The organism is Halobacillus campisalis (assembly GCF_030345335.1).
Classification (GTDB): domain Bacteria; phylum Bacillota; class Bacilli; order Bacillales; family Halobacillaceae; genus Halobacillus_A; species Halobacillus_A campisalis.
This window is the reverse complement of the sequence record NZ_JAPVRC010000002.1, coordinates 58,873-72,489: the sequence shown is the minus strand read 5'-3', so window position 1 is coordinate 72,489 and position 13,617 is coordinate 58,873. Positions and strand designations below refer to the sequence as shown.

General features: G+C 39.5%; 11 protein-coding genes. 6 read left to right on the top strand and 5 right to left on the bottom strand.

The window, feature by feature from the left end; genetic code table 11:
- Positions 1-56 precede the first annotated feature (56 nt).
- The 4 genes from O2Q26_RS04740 to O2Q26_RS04725 are packed head-to-tail and all read right to left on the bottom strand — an operon-like array spanning position 57 to position 5,228.
- Positions 57-1,532, bottom strand: coding sequence for a rhamnulokinase (locus O2Q26_RS04740; RefSeq protein ID WP_289214802.1), 1,476 nt, complete (start codon positions 1,530-1,532; stop codon positions 57-59).
- Positions 1,529-2,749, bottom strand: a complete 1,221-nt coding sequence (rhaI, locus tag O2Q26_RS04735; protein WP_289214801.1) for an L-rhamnose isomerase — start codon at positions 2,747-2,749, stop codon at positions 1,529-1,531. The genes O2Q26_RS04740 and rhaI overlap by 4 nt, the downstream gene beginning before the upstream one ends.
- A 29-nt stretch (positions 2,750-2,778) precedes the next feature.
- Positions 2,779-3,144: a sensory rhodopsin transducer gene (locus O2Q26_RS04730; protein WP_289214800.1), complete on the bottom strand. Its 366-nt coding sequence runs from the start codon at positions 3,142-3,144 to the stop codon at positions 2,779-2,781.
- A 14-nt stretch (positions 3,145-3,158) separates the two neighbouring features.
- On the bottom strand, positions 3,159-5,228 hold the full coding sequence (locus O2Q26_RS04725; protein WP_289214799.1) for a bifunctional aldolase/short-chain dehydrogenase: 2,070 nt from the start codon (positions 5,226-5,228) through the stop codon (positions 3,159-3,161).
- A 368-nt stretch (positions 5,229-5,596) separates the two neighbouring features.
- Here O2Q26_RS04725 and O2Q26_RS04720 point away from each other — a divergent pair, with 368 nt between their 5' ends.
- The 4 genes from O2Q26_RS04720 to O2Q26_RS04705 all read left to right on the top strand — a co-directional run bounded on the left by O2Q26_RS04720 (position 5,597) and on the right by O2Q26_RS04705 (position 11,412).
- On the top strand, positions 5,597-6,853 hold the full coding sequence (locus O2Q26_RS04720; protein ID WP_390216836.1) for an MFS transporter: 1,257 nt from the start codon (positions 5,597-5,599) through the stop codon (positions 6,851-6,853).
- Positions 6,854-6,953: 100 nt separating this feature from the next.
- Positions 6,954-8,450: a malate dehydrogenase (quinone) gene (gene mqo / locus O2Q26_RS04715; protein ID WP_289214797.1), complete on the top strand. Its 1,497-nt coding sequence runs from the start codon at positions 6,954-6,956 to the stop codon at positions 8,448-8,450.
- Positions 8,451-9,509: 1,059 nt separating this feature from the next.
- Positions 9,510-10,469, top strand: a complete 960-nt coding sequence (locus O2Q26_RS04710; RefSeq protein ID WP_289214796.1) for an NAD(P)-dependent alcohol dehydrogenase — start codon at positions 9,510-9,512, stop codon at positions 10,467-10,469.
- Between the two features lie 190 nt (positions 10,470-10,659).
- Positions 10,660-11,412 carry a DUF4386 domain-containing protein gene (locus O2Q26_RS04705; protein WP_289214795.1) on the top strand — a complete coding sequence of 251 codons (753 nt, stop codon included), beginning with the start codon at positions 10,660-10,662 and terminating at the stop codon, positions 11,410-11,412.
- Here O2Q26_RS04705 and O2Q26_RS04700 read toward each other — a convergent pair.
- Entirely contained in the window at positions 11,377-11,976 is a 600-nt protein-coding gene (locus tag O2Q26_RS04700; protein ID WP_289214794.1) for a Crp/Fnr family transcriptional regulator, read from the bottom strand. The genes O2Q26_RS04705 and O2Q26_RS04700 overlap by 36 nt on opposite strands.
- Before the next feature lie 151 nt (positions 11,977-12,127).
- On the opposite strand from O2Q26_RS04700, the gene O2Q26_RS04695 reads away from it, so the two are divergent.
- A complete protein-coding gene (locus tag O2Q26_RS04695; protein WP_289214793.1) occupies positions 12,128-12,289 on the top strand; it encodes a hypothetical protein in 162 nt (53 codons plus the stop codon).
- Positions 12,290-13,005: 716 nt separating this feature from the next.
- Entirely contained in the window at positions 13,006-13,596 is a 591-nt protein-coding gene (locus O2Q26_RS04690) for a hypothetical protein (RefSeq protein WP_289214792.1), read from the top strand.
- The last annotated feature ends 21 nt before the right edge of the window (positions 13,597-13,617 follow it).

Genomic DNA, 13,617 nt, shown 5'->3' with positions numbered 1-13,617 from the left:
GCTATGGTTTTATCTTCTATTATAATCATACCATTTACTAGAGGTTATTTCTTTTCTTAAGTCGTTGCTTCACTTTTCATAGCCTTATGGCAAAATTGTTCATAACCTAGACTCCACTCATCTTTTTGTTCTGGAAAATAATATTCCATATCTGTAGCTTTCAAGGCGATTTTTCTTGCTTCGTCAAGGCCTTCGATCTGCCCTATTGTTATCAATTGGACAAGTACGTTTCCAATAGCACTTGCTTCTGCTGGACCAGCCCAGACGGGTTTACCCAAGGCATTTGAAGTGAATTGACATAGTAACTGATTTTTGATTCCGCCCCCTACCATGTGCAATCCATAAAATTCTTTTTCAGCGAGCCGTTCTGTCCGTTCCAATACGTAACGGTACTTCATAGCAAGACTCTCGATAATGCACCGCACCATTTCTCCTCTCGTTTCTGGTACCGGCTGTTTTGTTTGTTCACAAAATACCTGGACTTGCCTTGGCATGTCTGCTGGATTCAGGAAAGGCGGGTAATCAGGGTCGATAAATGAACGAAATGGTGGAGCCTCCTCCGCTTCTTCCAGCAGACTCGCATAGTCCACATCTTCTCCCCAGTTTCTGCGGCATTCTTCTAGAATCCAAAGCCCCATGATGTTTTTTAATAGGCGAAAGCGCTGTTCCACACCGCCTTCATTTGTGAAATTCATAGCAAGCGCACTCTTGTTCATGACCGGATTTCTAACTTCAGTTCCCATTAAAGACCATGTACCACAGCTTAAATATGCAAAAGATTCGTCTAAAGCAGGAACCCCGGCAACTGCTGAAGCCGTGTCATGCTCCCCTACTGCGATGACAGGAATAGCTGGAACCTCTAATTCTTCACACAAATTGTTACTTAAAGGCCCAATAATCGTTCCAGGAACAACTACTTCATGAAACAGATCTTTAGAGATGCCTAAGGTCTCTAAAATTTCATTATCCCACTCCATCTTAATAGGATTATAAAGCTGAGTAGTCGTCGCATTTGTAAACTCACTTTTCTTTACCCCTGTTAAGAAATAACGGATCAGGTCGGGAATCATCAACAGTGAATCCGCTTGATGTAATAAGTCTCCATTTTTTTCTTTGAGAGCTGCAAGCTGATAAATCGTATTAAAAGGCAGGAACTGTATACCTGTTTTAGAAAAAAGTTCTTCTTTACTTATAAGAGAATCATGTATTTTTTCCATAATCCCCTCGTTGAAATGATCTCTGTAATGATAAGGGTTTCTTAACAGCTCTCCATCTTTTCCGAGTAAACCAAAATCAACAGCCCAACTGTCCACCGCAACCCCATGGAGGACAGCCCCAGATTGTGTCGCTTTACTGATGGCTTGTTTAATTTCATAAAAAAGACGCAGGATGTCCCAATGCAGTCGCTCATTCACTCGGACAGGGTCATTACTGAAGCGGTGAATTTCTTTCATTTGCAGTTGACCGTCATTCAACTCTGCTAATAACGCTCGACCGCTTCCCGCTCCAATATCGATAGCTAACACACTCACCAACTTGCACCGCCCTTACCACGGGAGAGAATCTTTTCTCCATAACCGCTATTTAAATAAGCCTGCATTGGATCTACGGGTAAACCTGATTCTTCCCTCATCACACGTAAGAGCGGAGTGACGTCAAACTCAAAAGCTTTTCGAACCGCATGCTCAGCGCATAAGATATCGTTTTTTTCCTGAGCTTCGTTAACCTCTTCTAAATTAATAAGAAGAGCCTTCGCGTATAGGGTTTGTACATTAGTAATGGAACGGATCATGGCCGGAATTTTCGGTTCTAAGTTGTGACATTGGTCAAGCATATAAGCGATGTTCTCGGCATTATTTCTTATGCCGTGACTTCTGTCTTTTTGTGCTTGAACAATTTGATAAAATATTAAAAACAATTCATAGGGGTTATGAGCAGCCGCAATCAAATCATCATCCGCATACTTCCGGCTGTTGAAGTGAAAGCCCCCGAGACGCTGTTCATCTAATAGATAAGCCACAATATGTTCAATGTTCGTCCCTTGTGGATGATGACCGGTATCAACTAAAACTTCCGCTTTTGGTCCAAGCTTTTGAGCCATATTGTAGGCCATTCCCCAATCCGCTAGTTCTGTATGATAAAAAGCGGGCTCAAAGAATTTGTACTCTATCAGCATGCGCATATCTTCATCCATGGCCAGATACATTTCACGCAGACATTCTTCCATCCAGTGCTTGCGCTTTCTAAGATCGCCCTGCCCAGGATAATTCGTTCCATCAGCGAACCATAAGCTTAGATTTTTTGACTCTACTGTTCTCGCAATGTCTACACATTCTAGTAAGTGTTCCGTCGCCTTACGCCGAATTGCTGGATCAGCATTCGTGACACTGCCGAACTTATAATCATCGTGCTGAAATAAATTCGGATTGACCGCTCCAAGATGAACTTCATGTTCTTTTGCATGCTGTTTCAATTCTTCGTAATTATCTACTTTATCCCACGGAATATGGATGGCAACCCCCGGACTGTTGCCGGTGTATTTATGGACCTGTGCCGCATCTTCAATTTTTTCAAACGGGTCGCGCGGTACTCCTTCTTGCTGGAAAACTTTAAATCTCGTGCCGGAATCTCCATATCCCCAGGAAGGAGTTTCTATATTTAATTGTTTGATCCTTAACTTTACCTCTTCCACGTCGACCCCGCGTTCTTTTTGCTGCTGTTCGAATATTTGGTAGATTTGATCAGACATTCTCTCACCTCTCCTATGGTTTTAGTCTCTTAATCTTGCGCAAAGCCCAACGTTGTCATTAAAGCGTTTTCAGATTGGGTCGCATCCAACCTGCTGTATTGAACCACAATTGGAAGGTCGCTATTTACTTCAATCGCATATGGTATACCCTTGGGAACAGATTCCCCGTCCTTATGCAGGGAATCCGTCTTCAGGTGTTTTGTTCGTTTACCTTGTATTACATATTCAATGTGTTCAATGGGTTCTCGGTCTTCAAAATATAAATGAATAGAAAGATGTGCGGCTTGATCGTTTCTGTTCAATATACAAATAGCTTCATGGCTTTCCAATTTCCCCGAACTTTCCGGCGGGGTATAAGCATCAGGAATGATCCATGCTTTTCTTCCGATTTCCAAAATGATTCCTCCTTTTATCGCGTAAATGCCGCTGGGACACCGCCATCTACGGTAATCATACATCCTGTAGTTTTTTCTGCTTTCGATGATGCAAAAAAAGCAATAGACTCTGCGATGTCACTCGGGAGAATATTCACATTTAAGATTGTCCGTTTACGATAATGCTCTTCCAGTTGATCTGGTTCTATCCCGTAAGAAGCCGCTCGTTCCTCTTTCCATTTTGAGTCCCAAATAGCTGAACCTTGAATGACCGCATCTGGAAGAACAGAATTGACTCGAATTCCGTATGCTCCCCCATCTGCAGCAATCGTGCGAGCCAGATGAACCTCTGCCGCTTTGGCCGTACTGTAGGCGGCAGCATTTTTACCTGCATACACAGAATTTTTCGATCCGACAAATACCATATTTCCGCCGATTCCCTGTTCCTTCATAAGCTTGAAGGCTTCACGTGCAACTAAAAAATAGCCTTTAACTAATACATTCATATTTAGATCCCATTTATCTACAGTTGTATCTTCAAACGGGCTTGAACTTGCTAATCCGGCATTATTGACTATAATATCAAGGCCACCATATTGTAATACAGTTTGACGTACAGCTTCCGTCACTTCTTCCTCTTTCGTCACATCCATTTTAATGGCTGCAGCCCGGCCAGTCCCATATTTTTCTTCTAACCCTTGAGCTACCTTTTGGGCACCTTCTAAATTAATATCCGCGACAACCACATGGGCGCCGTCTCTCGCAAAATGTTCACAGGTTGCACCACCGATACCACCAGCACCCCCAGTAACCAACGCAACCTTACGAGAAAACTCTGCTTCTGCAGGGGCAAGACTGAGTTTATATAATTCCAGCGGCCAATACTCGATGCTATACGATTCACTTTCATTGAGGGATATAAAATTACCCAAAGTCGTACTTCCCTTCATTACCGCAATGGCCCGGTGATATAAGTCACCACTCACTTTAGCCATTTTCAAGCTTTTACCTGTATTGACCATCCCGACACCCGGAATTAAAATCACACGAGGAGAAGGGTCAAAGATTTCATCACCTGGATTTTGATTAGCTTCAAAATATTGCTTGTATTCATCTTTGAAATTCGTAATCCCACTCTTAATTAATTGTATCAATTTTAACTTACTGTCCTTTTTAGGATCCCATTCAATGAACAATGGAACTCTTTTCGTGTGTACTAGATGATCTGGACAAGCAGCTCCTACTTGTGAGAGCGACTTCGCATCTACACTGTTTACAAATTCCAGCACTTCCTTATCATCTGCATATGTCAGTAGCATTTTTTCATCTTCACTGACCGCTCCTCGAATGACAGGCAGAACTTCACTCAAGATCACCTCACGCTCATCTTGTCTTAATCCTTCAACCTTTTGACCACCGAAATTCTTTGTATCTTCTTGCTTTTGTTGGATGTAATTCTCAGCTTCCTGAATCACCTCAATTGTCTTATTATAGCTCTCTTGGGAGGTTTCTCCCCATGTAACAAGTCCATGTTTTTCCATTAATACTAGATCAGCCTGTGGGTTTTGTTGGACCCCTTCTGCGATTATTTTTGAAAGCTTGAATCCAGGTCGAACATATGGAACCCAAACGAAACGATCTCCGAAAATCTCTTTGGCTATTTCTTTACCATTGTCCGCACAGCATACGCTGATGATAGCATCCGGATGTGTATGGTCGACATGTTTAAAAGGTAAGAAAGCATGCAACAGCGTTTCAATAGAAGAACGAGGGTGAGTACTGTCAATCATACAGTGAGAGAGATATTTAACCATATCTTCATCGCTCATTTCCTCTCTTTCTATTAATGGGTTAATATCATCCACTTTTAAGCCTGTAAAATGCTTCTCTCCCATTGTGGCAAGGTCCGAGCCACTGCCCTTCACCCACATGACATCAATTTTTTCCCCTTTAAAATTGGTTTCAGTGGTTTTCATAGAAGTATTACCTCCACCAAAATTTGCTACCGAACGATCCGCTCCTAACAAGTTAGACCTATAAACTAGTTCTTCAATTCCTTCATTCAATGTATCTGCTTCATTTTTATCCCACAAATATTCCGCCATATGCAATCCTCCATTTTATTTTTATGTATCCATCTTATCATATGTTGTTTTATTTTTGAATTGTTTTGTATATATATTTTTTTGTTTTTTTCTGATCAAATTCCTTTTAAACCTTATTAAATCAAGGGTTAAACTTAAACGAACTTGTAATAAACATTATTAAAACTATACTTTTTTCTCGCTTTTTGCATTGACTTTTATAAATGTAAACACTTACAATATTAATAACAAAAACAAATAAACTATAAAACAAACATAAATAAAAGTTTATTTGGAAAGTCTTTTTTACCTTTACTACTATAAAGAGAGGATGATGATATTTGAAAAAAGTTAAAAGAGGCAGTTTAGCTGCCACATTATCGGTTTCTATGTCAAACTATCTAGAAGCTGGATCTATTGTTGCAGGTGCCGCTGGTCTAACGCTATGGGTACAATATCTTGGATTGACAAATGCTACTGTCGGACTTTTAGGTGCACTTAGTGCTAACGGTTTCGGGGCTGCTGTCGGTGCTTTAATAAGCGGGTTTCTCGTTGACCGCTATGGCAGAAAATTTATTTATAAGTATAATCTACTTGTCTACATGGCAGGTATTCTCGTGATTACCTTTTCTTTCAACTTTCCGATGCTCTTAATTGGATACGTTGTTACAGGAGTATCTGTAGGAGCAGGTATTCCACCATCCTGGACATACATCGCCGAAGAAGCTCCAGAAAAAGAGCGAGCGGCTAGAGTTGGCTGGGGACAATTTGCCTGGTCTATGGGTCCAGCCGTAGTTTTATTATTATCAGTCGCTTTGGCACCCTTAGGATTATTAGGAAGTCGCATTATCTTTTTTCAGCTTTTCCTAATTGCATTCTTCACCTGGCTATTTCAGCGTAAAATTGAAGAATCTACAATTTGGGAAGAACAGCAAAAGAAAAATTCAGGGAAAAAACAAATCGGGATATTTAATAAAGAAAATATTAAGGAACTATTTACGAACCGATCAAATCTCCATGCAATTACACTTCTAGTAGGTGTATATGCTTTTTGGAATATGGTGGCAGGTGTGATGGGGTATTTCATGCCTTATATTTATGAAACGGTCGGGGGATTATCTGCAGCACAAGCAAACCTTTTACAGGCCTTCTTATGGATATTGACTGTAATTTCAACGTATTTAATCTTTATTAAATTTGGAGATAAAGTTAACCGTAAATTAATTTTTGGTGTGAGTGCTGTTATGGGTATTGTCGCCTGGGTTATTTTATCTTTTGGAGGAATGGGAACTGCAGAACTCCTTGCCTTTGTTATATTATGGGGGCTAGCTGCAGGGTTTGGAGCTCAAGCTTTTTACGGTTTGTGGTCTGCAGAATTATTTCATACGAAATATCGAGCAGCTGCTCAGGGTTTTCTATTTTGCACGGCTCGAGTACTTGTTGGGTTAATTTCTTTAGTTATCCCTCTTATGATAAACACACTCGGCTTCCAAACAGCTGGTATTGTGATGATCACATTCTTAGTTATTCATATGGTAGTGGGCTTAGCCCTTGCACCGGAAACTCGAGGTAAATCGTTAGAGCAAATTCAGGAAGAGCGTTACGGTACTTCAGGTAGTTCTATTTATAAAGAAATAAACAAATAAATCTTAATATAAATTGTCTGTTCACTTGTTTCCTCTAGTGAACAGACCTTCTTATACAGTACAGTCACTGCCTGTTTAATCAATAAGTAGGAGGAAGAACATGAATAATAACCATACAACGACCGACGTGATCCTTGTCGGTGCTGGCGTCGTGAGCGCGACATTAGCTACGCTCCTGAAAAAATTAGAGCCGGAATGGCATATCACCTTATTCGAGAAACTCGACTCCGCCGGACAAGAAAGTTCAAATGAATGGAATAATGCCGGAACCGGACACGCGGCTCTCTGTGAGCTGAACTATACCCCTGAACAGCCGGACGGATCTCTTGACATTAGACGGGCGGTGGAAATTAATGAACAATTCCAAATTTCCAGACAGCTCTGGTCGTACCTGGTCAAGCAGGGTGATCTTCAAAGTCCCGAGGCGTTTATCCGCCCCTTGCCTCATATCAGCTTTGTTTACGGAGAAGATCACGTGGAATTTTTGAAAAAGCGGTTTGATGCTCTGGGTAACCATCCTCAGTTTCAAGGGATGGAGTTTTCCTACGATCCTGATCAAATAAAGGAATGGATTCCTTTAATGATGGAGGGGCGTTCCTCCGAAGAACCGATCGCGGCAACGAAAGTCGATCATGGAACAGATGTTAATTTTGGAGAATTGACACGTCAAATGCTGAAGAACTTAGAAAAGCAAGACAATGTCGAGATCCGGTACAATCATTCGGTAGATGATATGAAACAAAGGGAAGACGGCTCATGGGAAGTCCAGGTACAAAACCTTAAAAAAGGAACACTCGAGGAGCATACGTCTTCCTTCGCCTTTATCGGTGCCGGGGGCAACGCCCTGCCATTACTGCAAAAAACAGGGATCCCCGAAAGCAAACACATAGGAGGATTTCCGATTAGCGGTCAATTCCTCGTCTGTGACAATCCGGAAGTGGTTGAACAGCACCATTCCAAAGTTTATGGAAAAGAACCAACTGGCACCCCGCCTATGACCGTACCGCACCTGGACCGTCGCCATATTGAAGGTGAAAATATGCTCTTATACGGACCTTTCGCCGGGTTTACGCCAAAATTTTTGAAGACCGGTTCACCGATGGATCTGTTTGGCTCGGTGAAGCCTACGAATATTTTGACGATGCTCGCAGCAGGCACAAAGAATACACCCCTGCTCAAATATTTGGTGCAGCAGCTAACTATGTCCAAAGAGGATCGAATGGAGGAGCTTCGGAATTTTGTTCCGAACGCTTCAAATGAAGACTGGGACCTGCTCGTAGCTGGACAGCGCGTACAATTGATTGAGGATACAGAAGAAGGTGGCCGAGGAGCTCTCCAGTTTGGCACGAAATTGATTCACGCTAACGATCGTTCAATGGCGGCACTGCTTGGCGAATCGCCAGGTGCGTCGGTTTCCGTTTCGATTATGCTGGAGGTCTTACACAAGTGCTTCCCCGGGTGTCTTGATTCATGGGAGCCGAAGCTGAAAGAAATCCTTCCTTCCTACGGTAAGTCCCTTGAGGATAATCCTGAGCTGCTTGATATGGTTCATGATTCTACCTCACGCACCCTTGGATTGATGGAGCCTGCAAGATAAATCAAACCGGCATAATCACAGAATGCCTAAACAACGAAGCATTGATGCGCCATATGGCCCACGATGCTTCGTTTATTTTTGGTGTCTTAGATTTTACATATAAGAGCTTTTTTAAAATACAAAGAAACTAAGGTCGCTCGCTTAAATAACATGTTACTCAATCTCATATTTGAAATGACAAGCTTACAGCCAGCAATACGTACCACACCACTGCTGACACGGTTTGCACCAATGAATACCACCGATTTCACCATCTAACTACATGCAACTTACCAGTACTGTATAAGTCTGTTATATAGGGAACATTTTGGAATAACGAAAATTATCTAACTTATTTAAGCTGGAGCAAAGCTAACACTGTCTTCCTCAATCCTAATAGGTTATTTTGTTTCACTTTTAGCTTATTTTTATTATCATTCAATCCTCCCAAAAAGAAATGATTGGTCACCTATTTTAAAAAAAGCCTCTCAAAAGTTTATGAACTCTTGAGAGGCTTTTAGGTTTTAGTGGACGATTTTAAAAACCAGTCATAATCCAGTCAAATTGTTCTCAAACCCTATGTTGAAAGGGTTTTGGGGGCTATCACATCATGCCGCCCATTCCCTCGCTTAGTTAAAAAGACTATAATAGCCCCTGTAGAACCTTGTTATAACACGGTTTATCTCAGAAAGTAGATTGAACAAACACTATAAGTATTAATACTTTATGATCAATATCCAGTCATAATCCAGTCATCAAACCCATCATTTAAATTTCAGAATAAAAGAATCGGCTCTTTAACCGTTTGGGGTAGTGTATTTTTTAATAATTGCTTCCCAAATAGAAGTAGTTTCTCACGTATAGGGCTTTACTTTAATGTAGATTGATTTTGTCTTATGAATGGATATATCTAAATATTATTCGATGCCACCCTTAACTTAAGTCAATGCTTAAACTTCATACTCCTACTATCATAAAGATAATAAAGTCAATGAAATGGTTGATAACACAATCGGCAAGAGGATAGCAGACCTATTATGGGCTCGGTATTTATTACTACGCCAGAAAAGGGGGAAATCAATGAGAGCTATTGTTTATGAAAGATTTGGGGATGTCGATGTTCTTGAAATGAAAGAGTTGGAAAAACCTATCCCAGAAGATTATGAAGTTCTCATAAGAATTCATGCGACAACTGTCGCATCCGAAGATCCGGGAATGCGTGCTTCACGAGGATTAAATGGGTTCAGAAAACCGAAGAGAAATATCTTAGGTTTCTATCTAGCTGGTGAGGTGGAAGCGATAGGTAGGTCTGTCAAACGTTTTAAAGTTGGAAATCAGATTTATGGAAATACAGGACTTCGTTTATTAGGGACTTATGTCGAATATAAATGCATGCCAGAAAGCGCAGCCCTGGTTAAGAAACCTTCTAATATTAGCTATGCGCAAGCCGCCTCCATACCAAATGGTGCCTTAACCTCCCTTCCTTTTTTACTCGAGCTTGGGTATATCAAAAAGGGACAAAAGCTTTTGATTCTTGGAGCCTCTGGAGCTGTTGGTACTACGGCCATACAACTTGCCAAACTCTATGGAGCTGAAGTAACGGGGGTATGCAGCACATCTAATCTAGATCTAGTTAAAAGCCTTGGAGCCGATTATGTTATCGATTATACAAAAGAAGATTTTATTAAGACAGAAAATCACTATCACGTTATTTTTGACGCCGTGGGTAAAAGTTCTTTTTCTCGTTGCGTACGATCATTAACACTTAATGGAATATATCTCACCACTGTGCCCACACCATCCAATTTATGGCCAATAGCACGGACTAAACTAATCGGTAGGAAGAAAGCAAAATTTGCTGCTACTGGTTTAAGAGAAACCAGCAAAAAAATAAAGGACCTTACCATTATGAATGAACTTATTGAGCAAGGAAGGTTTTATTCTGTTATTGATAGGTTTTACCCGCTCGAACAGATCAGGGAAGCTCATAACTATGTGGAGAAAGGACGCAAAAGCGGTAATGTGGTCATCACCCTATAGTGTACTGAAAATGAGTATGGTATTTCTTAGTCTCTCCCAGTCTTGTTTTGCTTGCGTTAAGAATTCCAATTCAAACGTTGGAGTCCCTCAGAAAAAATTTTAAAAAGCCAAAGTTCTTGATTTAAGTCAATGAAAGGCTTTCCCAGAAAAAATACAATAGTTATGAAATCAAATTCGAGGAGGAGCTTATATGAAATTAAGCAGGTTAACTAATCAAAATCCGCAGCAGAAAGCAGCATTTTTTTCTGGAATCGCATTATTAGTTATGACATTTGCTGCATTTTTTGCTCAGGGCTACGTGCACAGTTCATTAATTATTGATGGGGATGCGCCCACTACACTAAAAAACATCCAAGTATCTCAATCCTTATTTCGTCTTGAGATACTTGGATGGCTCATCATTATCATTACGGATGTAATAGTATCATGGGGCTTTTATGTGTTCTTAAAGCCATTCCATCCTGGTTATGCATTATTAGCCGGTTGGCTTCGATTACTTTACACGGCAATTCTAGCCATTGCGGTTTCCCACCTTGTAAATGCCAATATTATTGTACAAGAATCTATGTTAGGTTTAGCTCCGGATAGTTTGATTTTGGAGACTATGCGCTCCATCACAGCATTTGAAGCAATCTGGTCTTTTGGATTAATTATTTTTGGGCTCCATCTTATCACTGTCGGCTTTGTAGCAATGAATACAAAAAACATACCGAAAGTCATAAGCATTCTAGTAATTTCAGCTGGGTTTAGCTACTCCCTTGTTCATATCCTGTATGGATTTTTCCCACAATTGGAAAATATCACAAGCCAACTGGAATTGTTTCTTATGGTCCCCATGTTTATAGGAGAATTAGGTTTTGGAATATGGTTATTAGTGAAAGGAAGAAAATTGACTATGAAATTAAAACTAGTAAACAATCCTGAGGTGACTACTACCTGCTGACCTTTTCTTGATGCGGCTTAGAGACTCTGGCTTGATTCCCAGGTAGCTGGCTAATTGGTACTGGGGAACCCTGTCAATTAAATCCGGTCTTTTTTTCATCAAAGTGTGATATCGCTCTTCTGGTGTCGAAGAGATGAAGGAGGAGAAATCATCCCTCATAGCACCCATATCTTCTTGAATCATTTTGCGCGTCATCACCTCTAACACAGGATGCATGTCATAAGATTCCTGCTCAGTAGATAAATCACCTACAACAAGTGTACAGTCTTCCAAACAACTAAGAGAGTATTTGGAAACTTTATCCGTGGTATGCTGATTAAAGATCGTTACACTCTGTTCTTCCGTAAAGAAGTTATAAGTGTGTTCATTTCCATTTTCATCAACAGCGTACTGCCGTAAACACCCTTCTAATACAAAATAGCACTTGTCGGGAATTTCCCCCTGGTGTAAAAGGATAGTTCCTTTCCTGTAAGTAGCAACTGGAACATTATCTGTCAGTTTTCGTAATTCTGAATCACTGAGATTAGAGAACCGTTTCATATACTGGATAAGCACATCTTTCATGGGTTTCACCTCTCTTAACAAAAATGGTATTTATTCTTCTAGTATAGCAGGATTAAGCCAGGATAGGAATGGCGTTGGAATGGCGTGTGAAAGACTACAACTTTTTATAAATATTGCTATCGTCTTTATTTAACTAAAGGAGGAGATAAGTTTGAACCTATTTTTATTTATTACAGTAATTGTTGGCTTGACTTTTATTTTTTTATATTTTGTACTACGTTTTGACTTAAAAAAGAAACAATTAGAAGTAGAAGAAAAGAGAAAGTTAGAACTAAACGAAAACTGTCAAGCACAAGCAGAAGAAAAGCTTTAGAAATACGAAGTTATACGTTTAAGATATTTACTAAAACTCATAATCATACAAACGGCCATCCATATACACCATTTCATTCATGGGTAGTATCTGATGGTCTTTTTATATGACTTTGGTCTATATCAAACATTTTAGTACCTAACATGAGATGCGCTCGGACTACTGTAAGAGGAGAGAGACCACTAGCTTACCTGAATGTTAAAGTTTAGTAGTAAGATTACTTTGAGATTAATTGTTTTAAATAACCATTATTTCAAAACCGAACCTTTACAATATGTCTCTTTACAAATTCAAGAATAAAAAGAAAAGCCTCTCAAAAGCTTATAAACTCTTGAGAGGCTTGTAGATTTAGTAAACGACTTGTTTTAAAAACCAGTCAAAATCCAGTCAAATTCTTCTTAAACCCTATAATGAAAAGGCTTTGAGCGCTATCACATCATGCCGCCCATTCACTGTATCGAATAAATAACCATAAATATAAGATGAAAAACCTCTTTAAGACAGGCGTTTATCTTAATTTAACATTTTAAAAGAAATATAAGGTATAAATATTAATGGATAACATCCAGTCAAAATCCAGTCATTAACTACCTTCTTTCATCCCCCATTGATAAAAGGTCCTTCCACGATACACTGATAACATTTCATATAAAAATAATACCGAATAGGACAATCTCTCTTAGTAATATGTATTAAAGAAGAAGGGGGGGATTGACGTGAGAGAAAAGGAATATAGGTTAAGAAACAAATCTGATGAAATACCTCACAATAACCGAAAAATATTCCATAAAGAAGTGGAGAGCTTCTTTGACCAAATTAAATCGTCTAAATCAGAAGCATTACTAGTAGGTAGAATTATATATCTTCCTAGTGATCCCGGCTTAGAAAATCAATCCACTTTAAAATTTAGTCAGCCTACAAGGAATAGAATTGATTATATATCTCAATTACCCAATAAGGAAATGCAAGAATCAATGAAAGAACTATCAAAAGAATTAGATCTTAAACAAGGACAGTTAAATAAAATAATAAAGGAGTTTAAAAAAGAACTCAAAAGTCTAAGCGAACTAAAACCATCCCCCCAAGATCCGAATAGGTTACTCAAAGAAATTACTGAAAAGGTTGTAAATGAAGAGCAAGTAAAAAATTACGTCAGGAATATTCATGTTAATTGCGATAAATTAATTGATTGTCTCTTTCTCGAAAACTTTGAAATACTTGATAATCAAACGAAACAGGAAGTATTAGATAAAATTAATGTGTTACAAAGTTTTATTGAAGACCTTAAGAAAGAGATGTTCAGTTAATTTGTTAGCTTAGTTTCTTTC

What these genes read in the sequence shown, in the direction of transcription:
- O2Q26_RS04705 (WP_289214795.1), top strand. Translation starts at nt 10,660, where the DNA reads ATGAAATTAAGCAGGTTAACTAATCAAAATCCGCAGCAGAAAGCAGCA.
- mqo (WP_289214797.1), top strand. Translation starts at nt 6,954, where the DNA reads ATGAATAATAACCATACAACGACCGACGTGATCCTTGTCGGTGCTGGC.
- O2Q26_RS04710 (WP_289214796.1), top strand. Translation starts at nt 9,510, where the DNA reads ATGAGAGCTATTGTTTATGAAAGATTTGGGGATGTCGATGTTCTTGAA.
- O2Q26_RS04725 (WP_289214799.1), bottom strand. Translation starts at nt 5,228, where the DNA reads ATGGCGGAATATTTGTGGGATAAAAATGAAGCAGATACATTGAATGAA.
- O2Q26_RS04700 (WP_289214794.1), bottom strand. Translation starts at nt 11,976, where the DNA reads ATGAAAGATGTGCTTATCCAGTATATGAAACGGTTCTCTAATCTCAGT.
- O2Q26_RS04720 (WP_390216836.1), top strand. Translation starts at nt 5,597, where the DNA reads ATGTCAAACTATCTAGAAGCTGGATCTATTGTTGCAGGTGCCGCTGGT.
- rhaI (WP_289214801.1), bottom strand. Translation starts at nt 2,749, where the DNA reads ATGTCTGATCAAATCTACCAAATATTCGAACAGCAGCAAAAAGAACGC.